Origin of the sequence: Heyndrickxia vini (genome assembly GCF_016772275.1) — a bacterium.
Taxonomy (GTDB): domain Bacteria; phylum Bacillota; class Bacilli; order Bacillales; family Bacillaceae_C; genus Heyndrickxia; species Heyndrickxia vini.
In genome coordinates this window covers 233,928-254,948 of the sequence record NZ_CP065425.1, presented here as the reverse complement: position 1 = coordinate 254,948, position 21,021 = coordinate 233,928, and the positions used below count along the sequence as shown (strand labels likewise).

22 protein-coding genes and 4 pseudogenes are annotated in these 21,021 nt (G+C 35.2%); 3 read left to right on the top strand and 23 right to left on the bottom strand.

The window, feature by feature from the left end; translation table 11 throughout:
- Positions 1-43: 43 nt before the first annotated feature.
- Complete coding sequence (locus I5776_RS01375) at positions 44-295, top strand: LapA family protein (protein WP_066235380.1); 252 nt, start codon at positions 44-46, stop codon at positions 293-295.
- 135 nt (positions 296-430) lie between these two features.
- On the opposite strand, the gene I5776_RS01370 is transcribed toward I5776_RS01375, so the two are convergent.
- The 7 genes and pseudogenes from I5776_RS01370 to I5776_RS01340 form a co-directional block, all read right to left on the bottom strand.
- Entirely contained in the window at positions 431-649 is a 219-nt protein-coding gene (locus I5776_RS01370; protein ID WP_066235381.1) for a hypothetical protein, read from the bottom strand.
- Positions 650-743: 94 nt separating this feature from the next.
- Entirely contained in the window at positions 744-1,625 is an 882-nt protein-coding gene (locus tag I5776_RS01365; protein ID WP_108072385.1) for a helix-turn-helix transcriptional regulator, read from the bottom strand.
- Between the two features lie 338 nt (positions 1,626-1,963).
- On the bottom strand, positions 1,964-2,296 hold the full coding sequence (locus I5776_RS01360; protein WP_107920553.1) for a hypothetical protein: 333 nt from the start codon (positions 2,294-2,296) through the stop codon (positions 1,964-1,966).
- A 669-nt stretch (positions 2,297-2,965) separates the two neighbouring features.
- Entirely contained in the window at positions 2,966-3,649 is a 684-nt protein-coding gene (locus I5776_RS01355; protein ID WP_246483871.1) for a cytochrome c oxidase assembly protein, read from the bottom strand.
- Between the two features lie 18 nt (positions 3,650-3,667).
- Positions 3,668-5,136: pseudogene (locus tag I5776_RS01350) on the bottom strand (IS1182 family transposase).
- A gap of 77 nt (positions 5,137-5,213) precedes the next feature.
- Complete coding sequence (locus tag I5776_RS21770) at positions 5,214-5,459, bottom strand: cytochrome c oxidase assembly protein (protein ID WP_425490319.1); 246 nt, start codon at positions 5,457-5,459, stop codon at positions 5,214-5,216.
- A gap of 25 nt (positions 5,460-5,484) precedes the next feature.
- Positions 5,485-5,935: pseudogene (locus I5776_RS01340) on the bottom strand (DUF2243 domain-containing protein).
- Between the two features lie 241 nt (positions 5,936-6,176).
- On the opposite strand from I5776_RS01340, the gene I5776_RS01335 reads away from it, so the two are divergent.
- Positions 6,177-6,632 carry an AraC family transcriptional regulator gene (locus tag I5776_RS01335; RefSeq protein WP_108072399.1) on the top strand — a complete coding sequence of 152 codons (456 nt, stop codon included), beginning with the start codon at positions 6,177-6,179 and terminating at the stop codon, positions 6,630-6,632.
- Positions 6,633-6,807: 175 nt separating this feature from the next.
- On the opposite strand, the gene I5776_RS01330 is transcribed toward I5776_RS01335, so the two are convergent.
- The 10 genes and pseudogenes from I5776_RS01330 to I5776_RS21765 form a co-directional block, all read right to left on the bottom strand.
- The gene (locus I5776_RS01330; protein ID WP_066235390.1) at positions 6,808-7,365 is read right to left on the bottom strand and encodes a short-chain dehydrogenase; all 558 of its coding nucleotides are present in this window, start codon (positions 7,363-7,365) and stop codon (positions 6,808-6,810) included.
- Between the two features lie 162 nt (positions 7,366-7,527).
- On the bottom strand, positions 7,528-8,292 hold the full coding sequence (locus tag I5776_RS01325) for a MerR family transcriptional regulator (RefSeq protein ID WP_108072387.1): 765 nt from the start codon (positions 8,290-8,292) through the stop codon (positions 7,528-7,530).
- A 168-nt stretch (positions 8,293-8,460) separates the two neighbouring features.
- Positions 8,461-9,168, bottom strand: a complete 708-nt coding sequence (locus tag I5776_RS01320; RefSeq protein WP_108072390.1) for an ABC transporter permease — start codon at positions 9,166-9,168, stop codon at positions 8,461-8,463.
- A complete protein-coding gene (locus I5776_RS01315; protein WP_108072392.1) occupies positions 9,168-10,013 on the bottom strand; it encodes an ABC transporter ATP-binding protein in 846 nt (281 codons plus the stop codon). Before I5776_RS01315 ends, I5776_RS01320 begins: the two co-directional genes overlap by 1 nt.
- A 174-nt stretch (positions 10,014-10,187) precedes the next feature.
- Positions 10,188-11,321 (bottom strand): LytTR family transcriptional regulator DNA-binding domain-containing protein, encoded by a 1,134-nt coding sequence (locus I5776_RS01310; protein ID WP_202778634.1) that lies wholly within the window; start codon positions 11,319-11,321, stop codon positions 10,188-10,190.
- A gap of 54 nt (positions 11,322-11,375) precedes the next feature.
- Positions 11,376-12,011, bottom strand: a complete 636-nt coding sequence (locus I5776_RS01305; RefSeq protein ID WP_108072395.1) for a VC0807 family protein — start codon at positions 12,009-12,011, stop codon at positions 11,376-11,378.
- A gap of 836 nt (positions 12,012-12,847) precedes the next feature.
- Positions 12,848-13,810 carry a bile acid:sodium symporter family protein gene (locus I5776_RS01300; protein WP_202778633.1) on the bottom strand — a complete coding sequence of 321 codons (963 nt, stop codon included), beginning with the start codon at positions 13,808-13,810 and terminating at the stop codon, positions 12,848-12,850.
- Positions 13,811-14,572: 762 nt separating this feature from the next.
- A pseudogene (locus I5776_RS01295) lies at positions 14,573-14,779 on the bottom strand (DUF2179 domain-containing protein); the annotation flags it as partial.
- Between the two features lie 216 nt (positions 14,780-14,995).
- On the bottom strand, positions 14,996-15,874 hold the full coding sequence (locus I5776_RS01290) for an IS3 family transposase (RefSeq protein WP_328797664.1): 879 nt from the start codon (positions 15,872-15,874) through the stop codon (positions 14,996-14,998).
- 38 nt (positions 15,875-15,912) lie between these two features.
- Positions 15,913-16,224 carry a transposase gene (locus I5776_RS21765; protein ID WP_107919767.1) on the bottom strand — a complete coding sequence of 104 codons (312 nt, stop codon included), beginning with the start codon at positions 16,222-16,224 and terminating at the stop codon, positions 15,913-15,915.
- Between the two features lie 259 nt (positions 16,225-16,483).
- Here I5776_RS21765 and I5776_RS01285 point away from each other — a divergent pair, with 259 nt between their 5' ends.
- Positions 16,484-16,708, top strand: a complete 225-nt coding sequence (locus tag I5776_RS01285; RefSeq protein ID WP_202778631.1) for a hypothetical protein — start codon at positions 16,484-16,486, stop codon at positions 16,706-16,708.
- A gap of 659 nt (positions 16,709-17,367) precedes the next feature.
- Here I5776_RS01285 and I5776_RS21760 read toward each other — a convergent pair.
- The 6 genes and pseudogenes from I5776_RS21760 to I5776_RS01260 form a co-directional block, all read right to left on the bottom strand.
- Positions 17,368-17,463 (bottom strand): annotated as a pseudogene (locus tag I5776_RS21760) (chromosome condensation regulator); the annotation flags it as partial.
- Positions 17,451-18,152: an alpha/beta fold hydrolase gene (locus I5776_RS01280; protein WP_202778630.1), complete on the bottom strand. Its 702-nt coding sequence runs from the start codon at positions 18,150-18,152 to the stop codon at positions 17,451-17,453. The pseudogene I5776_RS21760 and the gene I5776_RS01280, both read right to left, overlap by 13 nt.
- Positions 18,153-18,187: 35 nt before the next feature.
- A complete protein-coding gene (locus tag I5776_RS01275; protein ID WP_202778629.1) occupies positions 18,188-18,772 on the bottom strand; it encodes a TetR/AcrR family transcriptional regulator in 585 nt (194 codons plus the stop codon).
- Between the two features lie 455 nt (positions 18,773-19,227).
- Positions 19,228-19,908, bottom strand: a complete 681-nt coding sequence (locus I5776_RS01270; protein ID WP_202778628.1) for a transaldolase family protein — start codon at positions 19,906-19,908, stop codon at positions 19,228-19,230.
- Between the two features lie 104 nt (positions 19,909-20,012).
- Positions 20,013-20,225, bottom strand: coding sequence for a hypothetical protein (locus tag I5776_RS01265; protein ID WP_202778627.1), 213 nt, complete (start codon positions 20,223-20,225; stop codon positions 20,013-20,015).
- Between the two features lie 134 nt (positions 20,226-20,359).
- Complete coding sequence (locus I5776_RS01260) at positions 20,360-20,977, bottom strand: LysE/ArgO family amino acid transporter (protein WP_202778626.1); 618 nt, start codon at positions 20,975-20,977, stop codon at positions 20,360-20,362.
- Positions 20,978-21,021: the final 44 nt, after the last annotated feature.

Genomic DNA, 21,021 nt, shown 5'->3' with positions numbered 1-21,021 from the left:
ATATATTCTGATAGTATTAAAAAAAATAGTAATGAGGTGGCTTATGAAAAAGCAATGGAACTTACTATTAGCATTAATTGTCGTCTTAGTTATTGCAATTTTTTCGGTAATCAATGTTGAACCTGTAACAGTTAATTATTTATTTGGAAAAGCCGATTGGCCATTAATTCTTGTTATTATTGGATCGGTTCTATTGGGAGCACTATTAGCTGGATTAATTGGTATGATGAAAATTTATCAGCTTCAAAAGGCATTAAAAAGGGCAGAAAATAATAATGTGGATGATAATTCGTAAAGATATACGATAGTACTGCATCAGTGAAAGTTCGTTATTCTGGATGTTAATGCATTATTTTAACAACATTAAAAACGTCATTATGAAAAAAGAGTTCAAAATGACGTTTTCTTTTAAATGTATTAAGTTCACCAGTTAGTTGAGAAAAGTATCATCTTTCCTCTGTTTCTTTTTATCGATAAAAACCCAACTATAATAAATCATTACTGCAGCTATAAGAAACAGCATTGGGATAACATTGTATTTTATTGGTAATAAAGTATACAAAAGTATTGCAAGAATAATAGCCGGTAAAACCGTTAAGAACCACACTCGAACTCGTTTATTTTTAAAATTAAATACAAATCCCTCCATCATTATCACTCCTTTTTTTTAACATACCATAAACGCCACTAGTCTGTCAGAATTATCACTAAATAACTTTAAAAAATTTCGCAATTATCTATCCCTACTCCGCAAAAGACAAATTAGTAGGCTCATCTAAGAGGTCACCAGTAAAATCGATATTAGTTGTTGGTGTACCTTTATCAACTTCTTCAAATTTAAGTTCATCAATCCATACATGTCCGTTTCCAGAAAGCAAAACACCAAAAGCAATCACTGTACTATTTTCAGGTACATCTAAAACAATGTGATAATGATTCCATTCAGTATCTCCTACTATTGGACGGTTACCCATATTATCGAATTGCAACACATCCCCAAGAGCATCATCTATACGCATCCAAAAACCACAGAACCCATCAACATCTTTAGATTTTATAAACCCGGATAACTTTACTCTTTTACCAAGATGTTTCTCTGCCTTAAATTGTTGCATCATCGTTGCAAACTCCCCTTGGGATTGTACAGAAACTGATTTTAAAAATCCAGATGCGTTCCCTTTATGAAAGATTTCATGATCAATTCCCATCTCGTAATTAAATGGGTGACTCCCGCTTAATTGCCATCCTTTTACTAACTGTTCATTTTTCAAAACAACTTCCTCCCTTTGTAAGGTTAATTTACTCATAAATTTTCTATATTTTCCTGGTGGTAATTGATAATACTTCTTAAAGGAACGAGTAAATGATTCTTGTGACTCAAAGCGATAATAGACCGCGATATCTATTATTTTTTCTCCCGAATAAAGCAGCATATTTGCAGAATTAGCAATTCTACGGTACCGAATATATTCAGATGCTGTTACACCAATCTCCTTTTGAAAAATACGATGAAAGTGATACTTAGAAAATCCAGCAAATTGAGCAATGCTTTCTAACGAAAGTGCTTCGTGTAAGTTTTTCTCTATATGCTCAATCGTTTTTTGTATGATTGGATTATAACTCATTCTTTTCTTTGAACCTCCTTGTAAAAAAGATAGCAAAAAAGGGAAGAGTCTTTTTGACATATATTGCTTTTTTACAGTAATTTAAAATAAAATTCAGTTTTCACCAAACAAAATGGATTGTAATTTGAAAAATGGAGATTTATTTAGGGAGTGTTATATTGAACATTGTGTTTTGTATTATTGTTGGAATATTTATTTCCCTCGATTTAGTAGTAGGAATTGGAATTCTAATGTTTAGGAGAGAGATAAGCAAGTTAAGTCTTAAATATATTGAAACTATACTAACATCATCACACCCTGCAGACTCCTATATTATTTCTCATAGGATTTAGACTTAATTAACCAAAGAATACTTTAACACTTCCCTCTTTTTTAGCGGTTTCTAAGCAATTATTTATAAATTTGAGTATTTCTTTACGTTCCCTTATTAAAAAGTCATCATCCTTTAACTCCACGAAATCATTACCATAGAATTCCTTGTAGTTTGCCAACGTCTTTTCAACATGTGCCAATGTGTAAGTTTCACTTGCCCCTGTTCCACTTACACCTGCATGAAAGTCTCTAGCATCAAAAAGATTGTAAAATACGGTGGCTGTTGGATTCAACTTACCAAAACGAATATAACAAATTTCTTCTCCTGATTTATTGTATCCGCTAATATCGTGCCCCATTAATAGCTCCTCCTTTAAACTTGAAATAATTATATCTACCAATCCTATAAGCAATAAGCGGTTGAACAAAAAAGTTTATACAACTTAACGAGATAATTAATTGTTTACTAGCTTATCAACTCCCATATTGGGTAATGATTGTAAAACATAGTAGGACTCCTGTGGTGATTAACTCAGAATGCAAAGGATTTTAATGAAGAATGTCTTGAAGACGAAAAAGAGGTAGGGTTTACTAATTTCTTAGATTGCCATACTTTTGAAGTTGATTCAATGAGGATAAAATAGATGCAAGGAAAATATTCTTAAATAAATTTTTCCACGGATTAATAGTCATTGTCAAGCATCAACCTTCGACAAAAATCGATAACCGGAATGGTAGATTGGAAGATCAATTACTATTTTTGATGAATTTTTATAAAGTCTATCTATGATGTCATCCTCCCTTTGATTCCGTTTATTTTTACAATTATTATACGTGCAACAGATAATTCTAAAATTAACTTATGTAATGAATTATTACTGCTACCAAGGTAATGATGGTATAAACCAATGAAGTATAAAAAGAAATGTAACTGCAATGGTGATTATTCTCCTCATTATTTTAATCACCCCATTTACGGATTTCCTTCGATAATGTTTAAAGCAATTTCTCAAATAATATTAAATCCTTCAAATCCCTGTAATTCTTGAAAATGATGCTTTTGGACGAATAGCACGATACCAATGAAAGCAAAAAATAAAGATTATTATTGCGTCAATGACATCACCTCCATAATACATAAGCATACCGCCTGCTTCCGCTTGATTTTGAGGTACACCGTTTGGAGGATGGGCATAGATATACTTAGACAATATGCCGTGACCTGCAAGGGCTAGTATGAATACAATTGCCCTGTAAACGAAGCTAACCCGATGGGGTGTTGGGTCGATGTAAATCAGGGATGCTGTAAAAAGGTATCCGGCTATAAAAACGTGAAGATGTACGAACACATGGACAAAAATGTTCTCATGCATCAGGTTATATAAGTTAGTTGTATAAAGTAACCATAATCCACCAATATTGAGCACAGACGTGATAATGGGATTGTTAAAGACACTAACCAATCGACTTCTTAGTAATCGTGATAACTTACGGGCAGTTCTGACGTTGAGTGTTCTCAAAATAAGAGTCATAGGTGCAGCTAAAACCATAAACAGTGGAGCAAGCATTCCAAGAAGCAAATGACCAAGCATATGGGCGGAGAAATCCACGTGGGAACGGTCGAGGCCACTGAAAAACTTACGTTTTTTCCCCTTTTCATTTTGGGGTAATAAAAAAGATGACATTTCGTCTGTAATTAGATGAAATGTCACCTTTTTCCTATCCCCTTTTTACTCTTTTTCATTTAGGAGCTTTAGAATCCGCTTGAGATTTACCGCAAATATTGCTGTTGCCCCTTGGATTTCCATGCCAAATAGACCCGAGGAATTTGCTGTTTTAAACCCGTGTCTATGTTTGAGTTCGCTATTTTTGGCTTCAATTTTATAGCGAGTTTTTGCTAGTTGTTTAAATTTATCCGTTTCTTGAAATGCTTCCTGATCTTTATGTTCAGTTGATTTAACTGTTATTGAGTATGTCTTACTTTTTGCTCCTTCTTTATAGCACCCTTCACGAAACGGGCAGACTTTGCACTTCTCAATATCAAAAAAGAACTTAATTCTTGGATTTTTATCTTGCCCCTTTCTTTCTTCATATTTTTTCTTGGTAGCCATTTGCCCCGCCTTACAAACGAACATTCCAGCATCTTTATTAAATTCAAATTCATCTTTTTTGCCCGTGTTCCATGTGTTATATGTGGATGCAATTTAGAAATAAGTTCAAGTTGATTTTCTTTTGCATAACTAATATTGTCTTTTTCAGAATAGGCTGTATCACCAATTACTGTTTTAATTTCCATTCCTGTAGCTTGACTTTTCCCAACTAACTCTTGCAGGTATTTTCCATCACTTTTTTCTCCCGTTGTCGGAATCGCTGCTGTTATTATTCTTTCATCGCTCATCGCGATGTGTGTTTTGTATCCGAAAAATGAGGAATCAGCTGTTTTATGTCCTACCCGTGCGTCCGTATCAGTTGAACGGTTCATTTGACTCATGTGTTCTGTATAATCTTCTATTACTTCATGAAGGACATTTAATTTTTCATTTACTTTGGGAATTGCGGCTAATTGTGGTTCTGATTCGACAATAGAAACAACTCGGCGACAATAATTCAATTCATCTTCAACTTCATTGGAAGTTGGTTTTGGAGGAAATTTCTCTTTCATTGAGTCATCAATTTGATAAACTGCTTTTCTAAGATTTTTTGACTTCTCTTGTAAAAATTCCTTCGGTGACTTTTGGTTAAAACGTGATTGTGTATGTGTGGAGTCCACGATTATTGTTTTACTTTTTATGATTTCCTTTTCAAGTGCAATCTCAACTGTTTTCCCAATAAGTAAATCTAACAAGGTCACATCTTTAAGACGGAGCTTACGAAATTTTGTTAAGGAACTTGGATTTATTACTGGGTCTTCTGGTGCCATGTCGAGAAAATACTTAAATGACATATCATATCTAGAGCGTTCTACTACATCTACATCAGACAAATCATAAATCGATTTAAGCAATAGATACTTAAACATGCGGATTGGTGGCACTGCATTGCGACCATTATCGAGGCAGTATTTCGTTTTCAATTCTTCAATAATGAACGAAAAATTCACCAGTTCATTGATTTGACGAAGCATGTTATCTTTGGGAACAACAAGATCATAAATAGCTATATATGGACTAAGATTGAGAGATTCTTGGTTAGAAATCATTTGAGTATCACCTACATACATTTGATATCATCATTATAAAACAAAAAGGCAGATAAATGTTTGGTCAACTCAAACATCTATCTGCCTAATAATAAATGGACTTTTTCAGTGGCCTCGGAACGGTCTGCTAGGGGGCCAATAACGGCAATCAAGACGCAAATTACTCCAAAAATCCAAGAGGTTGTACGGTATAAAGACCATTTTTTATGACGTCGATTAGAGACCACTACTGCGAAGATATATAAAATAAATACTACTATAAACGGTAATGCCAAAAGAACCTCGGGCACGAACTCATCACCATGATAATTAATGTTGTGCATTCAAAATACCCTTTCTTAGCTGATTTTACTTCTTTGACCGGACAATGAGAAAGATACCCACTATTATTATAATAATAGCAACGATATTCCAAATTAAGTCATAAACAGGCAGATTATCAACGTAGCGAATTTGGTGAATTCGCATGAGCTTGTGCTGAATTATACCATCGTATAGCTGAAATCCACCTACACCGAGAAAAACCCCACCCCCCCCATCTTTTCCAATTATATGTGTTCCGTCTTCGAAGATCGGCAAATAGAAATAAGCCCCCAATCGTTGCAAACCAACTAAAAGCATGAAATAGCCCGTCAGATATAAGACCAATATTTGTCGTAGATTTATCATAGAAATGGTGCCAACGAAGTAATTGATGAAAGACGGTTTCATCAAAAAAGGCGGCAATGCCAAGACCGAATAGAAATCCCGCCCATAGGTTACGAGCCGAATAGTTAATAGAAACGTTCTTTTTAGCCATAAGTATCTCCTTTGTCATATGCTCTCTTAACTTAAAATAGCATTCGATAATACTTATCATTTTTACCGTGTTAACTGATTTTAAAACATGAACCTTTATAAGGTTTAAACGCTTTCAAATGATTATTCAACCCATTTACACAAATTATTTTTTGAATTTTAAAAATACTTGGTGATTATTTTTTTTTATCATGATAGCATTCGAAATGTATCAAACATTTTCTAGAAGGGAAGTAGAAATGATGAATATGAAAGTCGAAAATCTTCCAAAGTATCGCATTGCATATGTGCGACAAGTAGGTCCGTATGGTCCCGCAAACGTTCAAGCCATGGATAAGTTAAAAAAATGGGCAACAGAGAAAAATTTGCTTACTGAATCGACTATACTGTTCGGAATTCCACAAGATAATCCGGAAACGACACCACTCGAAAATTGTCGATATGATGCTTGTATTGTCATTTCAAAAGATGAGCAAATTGATGATGCAGTTTGCGAAAGTGAATTTGCGGGTGGAAAATATCTTATTTACAAAGTAAAGCATACAGCCGAGGACATTCAAAAAGCATGGACTGAAATTTTCCCTGCCATTCACAGAAGTGGATATCAAATTGACAACAAACCGATTTTCGAAAGATACATCGGTAATATGATTTACAACGATTATTGTGATATATGTGTACCTTTAAAACCGTTGTAAATGATTTGGGGCGTTCCCTAAAAAAATAATTGAATTACATTTTTTTAGATTGATTCCTGACGCCTAATAGGGAAAGCAACAAAGCAGTTAAAACTTTGTTGCTTTCCTTTCATTTTAAATAATGTTTGATACAAGATTTACATTCCCTATTATTAAATAGAATTTTACAATAGACCTAAGCTAAAGGGCGCTTTTCCCAAGGTTCAAGAGTGCCAATGATATTTGTCAATTTATCATTCTGAACAGAATCAATAACACCCTGGGAAATTTCCTCATTTGTTAGCCATCTTGAATGACCGTTTTCAATGACGAAACCAACCTGTACTTGGTGGTATCGACAGGAATCAAATACATTTATTTCACTTTTAATTTCACTAAGATTCCTACTACTTCCTAATACATGAAACAGACTCCATGTCCCTTCGTTCCAATGTGAAACTTCCTTTGATATTATTTCTAAAGCATTCTCCGCATACGAATGTATCCATGCAATAACTAACTCAATAGGACCATTCCGTTCAATGGCCTGTCTTAAGTTCCTTTTCAAAAGCGCTACATCACTATAATCAACTAAAATCGGTATTATAAGTGATCTATCTATTGATCTACTTATCAAGCCTTCCATTCGATTTACATTACGTCCAATTACCGATACTTGATAGCCTTTACTCATTAGCCAAAGAGATGTGTTGGATAACATTCCTGTGCCTCCAACAACTAATGCATGTTTCATTCATTTACACCTCTTTTATAATATTGTCTATTTTTCAATACAAAAAGCAACAAAACGTAAGGAACCTACTTTGTTACTTTTCCTTTAATTGTAGCTTAAAATTAATAGATCATAATCATATACTAACCCCAATATTATTAAGAGGTCGAGAAAATCTTATTTCTATTCTGATTCCGTTTGTTTCATATAATATTCCATTGCTTGATTTAGCCAATCTTGTTCATCTTCTGTAAATGGAGATGTCATATTTTCGAGTTCTTGTACATCCAGTTCTTCCACATTGGTTTCCGCTAGTCTTTCCATCAAATCATCACCAAGAAACTTAAAAGAAGCTTCTATATACGTTTTAATCATTTCTTGTACTTTTAGGTCCTCTACAGGTTTACCATACAATTGTTTTACTTCTTTAGCTAATTGAATAAAGGTTTGATCTAAGGTGATTTTTTCTTCTTCTGTTTTGTTTGACAACTCTTCCATTACATCTGCAAGCATGTGCCGTTCCATCCACTCTTTTTGTATATTTTCCGTTTGTATACCATGTATAAGACTGAATAATATGGCGCTGTCTACTTCCCCTTCCTTCTCCAATAACTTTATAACTCTCTTAATTGCAGTGATAGATTGTTCAATTCGTTCTTTATCTTTTTCTAATGCTTGTAAATGTAGGGTTAACGTTTCATTTAAATCAACAGAAAAACTCGATTCCTTTAACAAGTTAGTGATTTTATCCAAGCTATACCCTAGGAACTTTAGACTGATGATTTTCTGTAAGGTTAAAATATCTTGATGATCGTAAATGCGGTGGCCCGACGTTGGATGCTTTTCTGGTTGTAGAAGACCTATTTCATCATAGTAATGTAAGGTACGAATTGATATTCCTGTTTTTTCTGAAAACTCCCCAATCGAATACTTGTTATTCCCTTTCATGAACATTCCTCCCATAAAAAGTATATGTTCATTATAAAGCCTTACGTAACTGGAGGTTCAAGATGGAATTTAGAAAAAACAAAAGCTTTAGAACAAAGTTTGATAAATTATATGGTGTATACGACATACCAATTACAGGAAATTGACTTAACACTCTCATCCTTTTTTTCAATCAATCCTACGTTTTCTATAAATAACTACTGTAGTAACTATTGATATAGCTGCCCACACCAGGAGTATAAGCATATTTCCAATAATTCCACTAAAGCCTTCTCCCTTGCTTAAGCCGACCCAAATGGTATTTAGCTGCTCATTTGGTAAATAATCGATAATCTTTAAGAAAGTTTCATTTTCCACCATTGATTTAAACATAGAGCTCATGCCAAAGACTACTAATACAGGCATTCCAATAATACTTGTTTCCATTACGGTTCTTGATATTAAGCCAAGAATGGTTCCAGTAGCAATATAAAAAACCAAACCCAATAATACACTTACTGCGAATAATAGGGGTGATGGGACTTTGAAGTCTGATAAAAAGATGGAACCAATAATCACAACAATTGTCATGACAGCAGATAATGCACTTTTTCCTACGAAAATCTCAACTGTACTAGCAGGAGATAGCAACAATCCTCTTAATGTATTTTTCTCTTTTTCCTCTGCAACCATTGCAGCTTGGATAAAAGCACCTGCAATGACAAGAGCAAGATTAATTGGATAGGTGCTAAAGATGCCATCTTCTTCACCCATACGACCTAACCATGCAGCAAAAACTAAAGGGATTGCCAATGTAAAGATGATGTAGGAATTTCTTTGCAGGTCTTTCCAATCCTTAATAAATATGGCATTTACTCGTTTAAATGAAAAAGTCATTATAAGTTCCTCCCTGTTAATTGTACGAAAATGTCTCCAAGTGTCGGCTCATTGGAATGAATGGTTAAAATCTGTCCATCTTTCATATATTGATAGATTTCCTTTGCCCCTTCTTCACCTTTATCAACTACAACTGTACGATTTCCTTTTAATAAAAGCGAAATCGTTGTATTTTCTTGTTGTGCTCTTACATTTCGGGGTGTGTCCAGTAGCATGATCTCACCGTTATTCAAGAACGCAATGCGATCACAAAGGTCTTCTGCTTCTTGCATGTCATGGGTTGTTAAAAAAATGGTTGTTCCTTCTTGATTCAATTTCTTTAGGCCCGCATGAATATGCTTTGTATTGACTGGATCTAAGGCAGAGGTTGGTTCATCTAAAAAGAGAAGATCAGGTTTATGTAGGATGGCTCTTGCCAATGTAACCCGCTGCTTCATCCCTTTTGATAGTTTTTGAACTGGTTTCTTCTTATCTTGTATTAGATTAACAGATTCAAGAACCTCATTGATTCTACTTTTGTCCACATCATATAAATCACAATATAAGGCAAGGTTATCGTAGATACTAAGTCGTTCGTAAAGGCCACTATTATCTGTTAAGATTCCGATTCTCCTCATATAAGTAGGATCTTTTAATTTATGGATAGGTTGACCAAACACTATAACCTCTCCAGCTGTTGGATGAAGTTGGGCTGTTAAAATTTTGATCGTTGTCGTTTTACCGGAACCACTTGGTCCTAAAAAACCAATGGTTTCTCCTTTTTTTACTTGAAAATTTACATTTTTTAATGCCATCTTGTTTTCAAATGATTTAACAAGTTCTCGAACTTCGATAACATTTTCCATTTACATTACCCCTTTTCACGTTTTCGTTTTCTTGATTTAAGTTTAGTTGCAAAATCAGTGAAACGCAGTAATATCAAGGCGAAGGGAGTATATAAACGGTTGAATGGCACCAATTTTAGGGTGAGTGGAGCATTTTTTTGACTAAAAAATGCTCTTTTAGATGTGAACAAATTCTCAAATTCCGAGGATCACTTTTAACTCATTTAATTTTCCTTTGGATAATGGAACAGGGCTTTTCTTGGAATCTTCAAGAATGAGACTATAGCTATTTCTAGTCCAAGTGATTACTTCCCGTACTTTTTGTAAATTGACAATATAGGATCGATGACAGCGAAAAAAGCCAAATGGTCGTAATCGTTCCGATAGGTCATTCAAAGTAATGGAACAAGGAAAGACTTCTCCATTTACATGTAGGTGGGAGATTCCTTCATTACTCTCAACGAAGACAATCTCCGTGGGATCAAATAGGATCATTTTATCTTCGACTTTTGCCGGAATTTTTTCAATCCGTAATGGTCTATGAATGATAGTAGCTTCCTCTTCCGCTTTTTCTTTACCCTCATTTGCCTCTTCTGCAGTTGAATTTTCTATTTCTTCATTTACGATTGTTGGTGGCGAATCTATCACCTGGTCATCTATTGAAACGGCATGCAAAGTACCCTTTTCCTCATCCACGACATCAATTTTCTTTAAGCCTACCTCATTCAGACGGTAAACCGTATTTGTCATAGAAATGGCACTTTCAAAGTTGTTTGTCGTAATGAGAACGGCTTTTCCTTGTCCTTTAAAGTCTTCTAATACTCTTTGCATAATGATTTTACTTTCGATATCAATATTTTGATCAGGCTCTTCCATAATAAGCAAGCCCGGCAGATGCAAAATTGCCCTAGCAAGCTGTAACCGTTTCTTTTCTGAATATGTAAGTTTACTAATTTTTGATTTCACTTTTTCAATTAAACCTACTTTTTGAAGGAGTGAATTAATCTCTTCGTCCACATCATATAACCTTTTATAAAAATTAAGGTACTCCTTCGGTGTCAGTCGTTCATACATCGCTTCATCCAATAAAAATAACCCTACACGGTTAGATAGGCTTTTAAAATGGTGGTTTATAGGCAAGCCTTCCAGCAATACTTCCCCGTTTGAAATGGGTGTCTCGCCAATTATCATCATGATTAACTGTTTTCCAACTTCATGATTGCACTGAATCGCTACAATCTCTTCTTTATGAATATCTAAATCTATCTTTGGAAATACAATCGTATTTCCTTTACTTTTTTCAATTTGTTTTATTTGCAATAAGCACATGTCGATTAAACACCTCAGGTCGGAAAATTTCCATTTTTTAATTCTGCTGCTTTTTTAACATATATCGGAAGTTTTTTGACTATTTGTCTGATTGTTCAGTAACTTCGATATATAAAAGAAACCGTAAAAAGAAATACCAAAAGTCCCCCAACTCAAAATTTGTCTTAGTATTATTGATTTATCAAATGAATTTACACCATATTTAAGTATAAGTGCAATTTTCAATGAAGATAAAAGTATTTCTCTAAAAGCAAAACCGAAAGTTATTAATTTATAAATAAATAATATCTTCTTTTGATAGAACAAACTTTTCATTTTTGTCCGATTGTGTCCTTGCATTTCTACTAAATCTAGCGAGAAGAATAGAAACAAAGGTTTATTAACGACAATAGTAACAATAAAAATAAGAGCTAATATGTAAGAATAAAATACATCATTCCATAACATCTGGATTGCTGACCCCGCAAGTACATCAACAAGTGTTCCAATTAATAAATTTAAAACCATAAAAATTCCAAATAAATTTACTCTTTTAAGTAAAATGAAGCGAACGATGCTGTATAAAATTCCCGGCAATGTAGAAACTAGCATGGCATAATATTCACCTATATGATTCTTTCCATAATTCCAAATAACAATTGGAAATATCAAATAACAAATAATATCCCAGATCACAATACGTTTACTCAATGGTAACCTCTCCAGATCCTATATTTTTTATCTTTATTTTACATTTTACACAATTATCAGCCTCTTTTGGAAGTCGCTTTATAATTAAATTTGGATTTAATTGTTATTTACAGGGAGAACGCGAAGCAAATATTGTTACAATGGTCACGGTTTTCTTCCCCCTAGCCAAGGTGACACTGGCTCTAATAAAGAAATTGAAGCGGGCCCATAGCAAAGCCGCCTCTACGTTTATAGGTTCGGTATAGCCGGAAGCAGTCCGATAGCAAGGCAACTCTGGGTGCTATGGGACCTAATGAAGTTGAAGCGGACCGATAGCATGCCCGCCTCTACATTTAAGGGTTCGGTACAGCCCGAAGCAGTCCGATAACAGGGCAACTTTGGGTGCTATGGGACCTAATAAAGTTAAAGCGGGCCCATGGCAAGGCCGCCTCTACGTTTATGGGTTCGGTACAGCCCGAAGCAGTCCGATAGCAAGGCAACTTTGGGTGCTATGGGACCTAATAAAGTTAAAGCGGGCCCATGGCAAGGCCGCCTCTACGTTTATGGGTTCGGTACAGCCCGAAGCAGTCCGATAGCAAGGCAACTTTGGGTGCTATGGGACCTAATGAAGTTGAAGCGGACCCATAGCATGCCCGCCTCTACGTTTATGGGTTCGGTACAGCCCGAAGCAGTCCGATAACAGGGCAACTTTGGGTGCTATGGGACCTAATGAGGTTGAAGCGGCCGATAACTAAGCCGCCTCCGAGTTTATGGGATCGGATTAGCCGGAAGCGATCCGATAAAAGTGTAGATCAAGCAGCTATGATACCTAAAGCGGGACAACTTTATTATTATTCTTATATAACCTTACTCTCGTTAACTACTACTTCTTCTTTTTCTTTCATACGTCTAAAGATGGTTGCCAAAATGGGACCTGAAATATTATGCCATACACTAAAGATTGCACTTGGTACTGCTGCTAAAGGTGAAAAATGAGCAGATGCAAGGGCAACTCCTAATCCAGAATTTTGCATACCAACTTCGATTGCGATTGCTTTCTTCTTTGATAAATTCATTTTGAATAATTTTCCTAATAGGTAACCTAACAAATAACCGAGTGTGTTGTGCAAAATAACAACAGCAAAAATTAACAATCCTGTTTCTGCAATTTTCGCTTGGCTTCCGGCAACTACTGCAGATACAATTGCTACGATTGCAACTACTGAAATCAACGGTAAAACTTTTACACTTGCTTGTGCAGGTTTTTTAAATAATTTTTGAACGATGATTCCCAGTATAATCGGAATAAGGACAACTTGTACAATCGAAATGAATAACGAACTTGGCGCTATATCAACCCATTCACTAGCAAATAATAAAATAAGTGCTGGTGTAACAAAAGGTGCCAGAAGAGTTGTAATAGACGTAATAGTTACAGAAAGTGCTACATCTCCCTTGGACAAAAATGTCATAACGTTCGATGAAGTTCCTCCCGGGCAAGATCCAACTAATATAACTCCTATTGCAACCTCCGGCGGTAAATTAAGTCCTTTTGCCAAAAGATAAGCAAGACTAGGCATAATAACAAACTGACCAACTACTCCAATAGCCACATCTTTTGGTCTCGTTAATACCTCTTTAAAATCATCTACTGTAATGGTTAAACCCATCCCAAACATAACAATGCCTAGCAAAATAGTAATATATTCACCAATCCAAGAAAATGTATTTGGTGACAAGAAAGCAAATGTCGCAAAGATTAGTACCCAAATAGCAAATGTACTACTAACAAACTGACTAAAACGTTCTAATGTTCTCATATTTTGATCCTCTCTAAAATTAATTTAATGTTCTAAATTATATACTCATAACTAAAAATAAACAATAGTTAGATAATTTTAGAGATTTATACTTTCTGATTAAAAATAAACTGGGTATTTATCAACCAAATGATTAGTGTATATACATTCTTCTTTAAAAGAGTAACATAGTAAATTACCACTCGCGGATAGATATTCTTTATCTGATAATTGAATTGCTAATTACCATTCCCTGCTAATGAATCAAATTATCAGACAAATTTATTCGATTTTAGTTGCTATAGCTAAATGTTTATTTCCCTATGTTTGAAAAATAACCGGAAAAACTCCGTTTAAATTGGGAAATACCTATATTTCCCTTAAAATAAGAGGAGTTTTTCCGCTTATATTATAAAAAACCTTGAATTTTTCCTTATTTAGAGAAGTTAATCGGAATATCTCCGGTTATTAATGCTTCTTAATCCTCCCTTTTATACATTAGCCGGAAATTCTCCGCCTATGAATTCTCATACCATTCCATCTTACCTCCAACTATCGTTAGTTTATTCAAGTTACATTTCTCGTTGTTAATAAATCGGATTATATCAGCATTTTAGTAATTGACTTTGTAGTTTTATGGGTTTTAATAAATATAAAAAGCATGGAGTATTCCTTTACGAATTACCATGCTTTTTCACTTTTCGCATTTTAAGAGAGAATCCGTTAAGTTTATCTATATGCGATTCTAGACCTTTTTGTAATTCAACTATAAGTTTGTTATATCTAATGAATATTATTCTTTCTGAAATTACCACCCTTAACTTCTGCAACGTCATATACCGTAACAAAAGCATTTTCGTCAATCTCATGAATGATTTCTTTTATTTTGCTTTCTTCTAAGCGGTTAATGACACAAGTGATTTCCTTAAATTTTTCTCTTGAATAACCGCCATAAACTTCATTGTATGTTGCGCTTCTTCCTAGGCGATCGGATTAACCCCCGAATTTTGGACAGTATTTCTCTTAATCTCACTTTATCTTAAAATTACATTCTTTTTCGTTTCCTTTTGTCCTTTTGAGATCATAGCCATTGCTTCCATTCCTTCAAGGGTAAAGGCTTCGCCCGACTATCGTCGCCCTTGATTCCATTCCAGAAATGGCTGAAATAATTTTTGGGACAAAAGGAAGAAAAAATGGAAGGGGCGATTAAACCCGTACCTCTTTGATTTTCACGTTTTCACATTGTTGCTGTTCATAAAACTCATTTGGCGATAAGTCTAAAATACTAGAATGCATGCGTCTTTCGTTATAAAACACCATAAACTCTGCGACTGATTCATAGGCTTGTGCATACGTTTCAAATTGCCATCTTGATAAACAATCATCTTCAAAAATTCTATGAAAAGACTCAATGTGAGCATTCATATTTGGCGTTTTTGGTGGAATTCTTTCATGTTCTAGTGTATATTTTTCACAAAATTCTTCAAAGGTATGGGAGATAAACTGTGGCCCATTGTCTGTGCGAATCACAGGTTTTTCCCTTTCATTTATCTGCTGGCGCTTGAATAATGCCCGCAAAAGAGTTTGTTTTAGGTCTTTTGCTGTGCAGCTTAATCCCATATAGTATTCGACAATACTACGATCATACACATCGATGATGGACAATACAAAGAAGAATCGGTCTTCACCTTCGATGTAGCCATATTTAATGTCAATTTCCCATAATTTGTTCGAACTTTTAATCGTCCGATTTCGTGCTAGTTTTCTAGGGTATGAGACTTTCTTTTGCCGTTGCGGGCGTAAAATATCAAGTTCTTTGCACAACCGGTAAACTTTTTTCTTGTTAATGATAAGATGGTATTTTCGACGAAGTAATTTTGTTAATTTACGATAGCCATAGTTGAAGCCATCGCCTGCAATTTCTTCAAGTAGGTATTCTTTGATTTGTTCATCAGATACCTTTTGGCCGTCCTCTTTGATGGAATAACCGGGTGCTGGCCGTCCCTCACTTACTTTCTTCTCTTCCACACGATAGTTCTTTTGATAATAGTATGTGGATCGAGAAATACCAATGATTTTCAGCACTTTTTTGATCGGGTAGCCTTTTTGAATCCAACGATCGGCTACTTCAAGTTTTTCAGCAAGTGAGGGTTTTTCTTTTTTATAAGATCTCGTAGAATGGCGATTTCAAGGTCTTTTTCACCTAATATTATTTTTAGCTTTTCATTTTCCTCGGATAACTCTTTAGAATCAATATCTGGCAGCACAGTAACATCTACTTCACCGTATTTGCCATCTTTATATTCACGAATCCAACGACTTACCATGTTCGGATTCAGTTCGTATCGACGTGCTACTAACGAATTATTGCCTGTCTCAGTGGCTTCTTTTACGACTTGTAATTTGAAATCTTTTGAGTGTTTTGTTCGTTTCATTATGTCAGCCTCCTTGGTACATTAAGTAGTATAATATTTATTACTCTTACTGTCCAAGTTCATTTAGGGGCTATAGAGGTATCTTTGCTTTCCTCTAATTTAAATGGTATTCATCTGGTGCTTGAAAAAACTTATGATTTTTTTAATACCTCATCACTAAGAAAAACAATGTGTTCATACTTGTGGACCTTTTGTTTTTCCTTCGACATGCACTTTTTACTTTTTTATTACATAAGGTATTCAAAGGAGTGTGATTAGAATGCCCTGGCAACATAAAATTCAACAACTTATTGGTAAACCTGTAGGCATTTCACTTACTAATGGACAAGGAACCTCGGGAGTATTATGCAGTGCTCAAGGGAGAAAACTTTATGTAATTGAATATCTTTATCAAGCCCAATTTGCGTTAAAACAATACGATTACCACATGATCCAAGATATAAATTCTTTCCCTTCTTGCTATCAACAACAACCTTTATATTAGTAATAAAGAGGTTATGCACGATTCTATTTTTTACACAAGCTTGATTAAAAGAATTAATGGAGCAAATTACGCTTCACATCTTTTAACCGGAAAATAAAAAAACTGTGATATTGAAAAATAACGGATTCACTTGTGAGGTGGGAAAAGGTAAATTCAAACCTAATCACATAGCAAATCACATAAATTTCACAACACAATTCACAGTATATTGCACAATCAAAAAAGCTTAGAGATACAAATAAAATAGCTCTAAGCTTTTTTTATTCACTAAAGCACTCTTAGTGGGTTCAAGTTCATTAGACACTAATGAGAGTTTGATAAATAAACGGAGAAATTCCCCCTAATTGGAAAATGGCACTGAAAACAGCTTAAACAGACGGAAGGATTCCGACTATTTACTCAAAAAACCTGAAAGTAAGTGATTTTGCTTTGCTTAATCGGAAAAACTCCGTTTATATACCCCGAACCGTGTTCTATTCTGCGGTCTAACGGAAAAATTTCCGCTTATTAAATATCACTGGTTACTCAAGTAAGGACAAGACTTCCTATGTTTCAAAAAACCAAGTAAACCTCATTTAGATGCGTTATGTGGTGACTCCTTCAGCATTTGCGAAGTCTTCTCAGCCCACTAATCCTGAGAGCCAAGTGCCTGTGAAAGTTATTGCAACCACCGTTCCGTCTGATTTAAGACCTACGGTATGGGCACAACTAGCCGCTATCGCCACAATATCGCTCCAATCATTTAGATTACATTGGATGAACTAAGAAAACTTTTTACAGCAGACAAAAAAACAGGTAAATTATCATCATGCACAAAATGCCCAGCGTCCTCTATCGTCACGAATTCACAATTTGGAATTAGCAAAGAAACTTCCTTCAATTTGTTTTGAGGAATATGACTAGACCCACCACCTATAATAAGAGTCGGCACGGTAATGTCGGTCAGACGGTCCCACCATTCGGGGTTAGGTTCATTAAGTTGCTGTAGAATCGAAGGTACAACCTCCCAATCAAACGGTAGAGAATCAGCAGGTTTAGAAGGAACTTCACTCGGCTTGCCATGAAAAGGAGGCGGTGTATCTTCAACGATCAACCGTTCTATCCTTGTCTGAAATGTCTCTGCGAATAGATAGGATACTGTCCCTCCCATCGAATGTCCCATTAAGGTAAACTTTTCTAAATTCATAGCATTCGCAAAATGAAGTAAGTCATCACACATTAGTTCAAAAGTGTACAAACTACTTCTCGCGCTTCCTCCGTGTCCCCGTTGATCCAAAGCTAAGACACGGTAATTTTCTCCTAAAACAGAAGCCACTTGATCCCATGTTTCTGCACTTGTTCCCAGTGCGTGAAGCGCAACAATCGGTGGTGAAGAAGGTTCCCCAGTCTCGCGATATTGAAAAGTAAATCCATTTAATTCAATTTGATTCACACGTGTTTCCATCTCCAATCATCCCCTTTGTAAGATTTCATTATAGACTAGTTACAAAATTCCCTTATAATCTGCTCCTTTAGTTCTTCTATCGGAAACTTCTGTGGATAGGTAGATATCATCAACATAATACCTTGTAGTACAGTTGAAAAATATAACGATCGTCCCCTTGAATCCCTTTCCCCCATATTTTCGAATATTTTACACTGCAACTCAAACTGTCTAGTATTTTCTTCAGCAATGAGATGACTGAATTTAATCAACTCTTCATCTTCTCTTGGCTGAGTTTGCAAGTGCAGATAGAATCGATGGATTTCCGGATTTTTATGGATATTATCAATAGCACCGTTGACGATATATTTAATCTGCTCCCTAGGTGTCTCCAAATTGACTGCTTCTGACATTACTTCAACCACTTCTCCAATCCTTGCCTCGACCATTTCAGAAAGCAACTCTTCTTTCCCTTTGTAATAGCTGTAGAGTAACCCTTTCGAAATGCCCGCTTGTTTGGCTATATCACTTATAGAGGTAGCATAATATCCTTGTTTTATAAATAATTCTATAGCTGCAGCACGAATTTTTTCTTTGGATGCTTGGCGAATACGGTCATTTTCTTCTGGTGAACGCGGCATTTTAATTCAATCCTCCTTTTTTGATATCAATCATCAAAATGTGTGAGGGGTAATATATGTTCGGCATCCATTATTTCGTTAAAGTGGTTGCTTGAACCTTCCCGAGTGAATGGGCAACCCGATAATTATCTGCCAAATCCTTATCGCCAATAACTCCTATTAATTAAACAAATTTTCAGATTTATTTTATTATTGAATGAACATTTAGTCAATAGAAAACGATAATTAATTTTGAATGACCTAAACCATCAATAAACGAACCTTTCCATTTGATAAAACTATTTAAAAAATCACCTTGCCCCTATGAAACAAAGAGGCAAGGTGATTTTAATGAAACTTTATTATAATTCAGCAACCGCGGTATACACTCTTTCTATATCCTAACGGTTCATCTTTTTTCAAAACGGGATAACTTTATTTGAAAAGCCACATTTAATTTCAGCAAAAATCCTAGATTAGGAGTTCATTAGATTAGTTTTATTCACGCCGTACCTGTTCTGCCACGTTTCTTTAAATTCAGCAACATCCTTTGAGGTAGCTGGAAAGGCAATAAACTTTGCAATGATTTCCGGATCAACAGTAACACTGTGTGCCCCAGCAAGACACACATCATGAACCTGTTGAACATTTTTAAAACTTGCGGCTAATATCTCGGTAGGCAATTGATAAGTTGAATATAAGCTAACAATTTCGGAGACAACCTTTACACCGTTACCTATTAAATTATCAATCCTGTTCACATAAGGTGCCACATATTTTGCTCCTGCCATTGCAGCAATCAGCGCTTGAAACGGGGTATAAATTGTAGTGGCTAATGTTGGAATGTTTTCTGCGGTTAGTAGTTTAATGGCTTTAATTCCTTCTTCCGTCACCGGTACTTTCAGAACTATCTCTCCTGAAAGCTTACGTTTAATAAACTTTGCTTCTTCTACCATCTCCTCCGGTGTATCCCCAATGACTTGAACAAATAGTTCCCTTTCCTCCCCGATCACCTCTTTAATATTTTGAAGAAGGTCTAAATAAGGGCGATCTTCCTTTGCTATAATAGATGGATTAGTTGTTACTCCGGAAATCGGAAAATACTCGTGCAGGTAAGCAATTTGTTTTATATCAGCTGAATCTATATACAATTTCATTTGTTTATCCTCCTCGATATACTAATTCCTTTAGCAAACCTTGAGAAAAGTACAAAAATAAAAAGCGTGTTTTGAAAAAGATTAATCAAAACATGTCAATCCTATTAATCTTCGATGTTTACCAGTTCCGCTTTGACAATATGATACTTGCTCAATACAATTTTTTTCCCATTGCCATCTTCGACAGCAATAAGATTTACTGCAATACCTGAAAGGTTCCATTCAAGCGAACCTTCAATTCGAATATTTTCGAGCAGTTCACCGTTTGTTAATGTAATATGGTAAATATGAACCTTCTTATCATCCTTCTTATTCATAATGAATTCTTCCTCTCCCTATACACTAATGATTTAATATGTATTTCTTCTTTCACACCACAAATCCCTTCAATTTTTCTTTGTTGAAGATTCGTATACTAACAGAAACCGACAATTATCAGGAGAAGGCCCGTTTAGAACATAGTGTACAATTGAATAGCTATGAATAGCGCTACCCCCCATATAATTATTGCTGATACTTTGTTAATCATTTTTAAGAGTTTGCCCTCTGTATCAAAGTTACCTACTACTTTTCCGGCTATCGCAATGCCCAGAAACCAAATCCAAGAGATGAAAATACAAGCAACAGTAAATCCTACTTTTTCTGAACCCGTGTAGCTGAGGGAACTAGTTCCTATCACACCAATCGTATCAAGAATTGCATGGGGATTAAGCAGAGATACTGACATTGCAAACATAATCTGTTTCTTAGGTGACATGGCTGCTTCCCTTTGATTTAGGTTTACAGGGTCACTTCTCCAAATAGACCACCCCATATAAAGAAGAAATACGATCCCTATTAAAAAGATTACTGTTTGCAGAACGGGAACTGATAATACAATAACAGATACCCCTAACACTGCTAGTAAGATGAGAAAAGTATCACAAAGTGAAGCAGTTATGATAACCGGAATTGCACCTTTAAATTTTGGTTGAGAAGCTCCTTGATTAAATACAAACACATTTTGTGCACCAAGCGGAAGGATTAATCCAAAGGCTAATACGATTCCATGAATTATTGCTGCTAGCATAGTGTCCCCCCTTTACCAAAACAAGTAGCTAATTTTCCAAATCC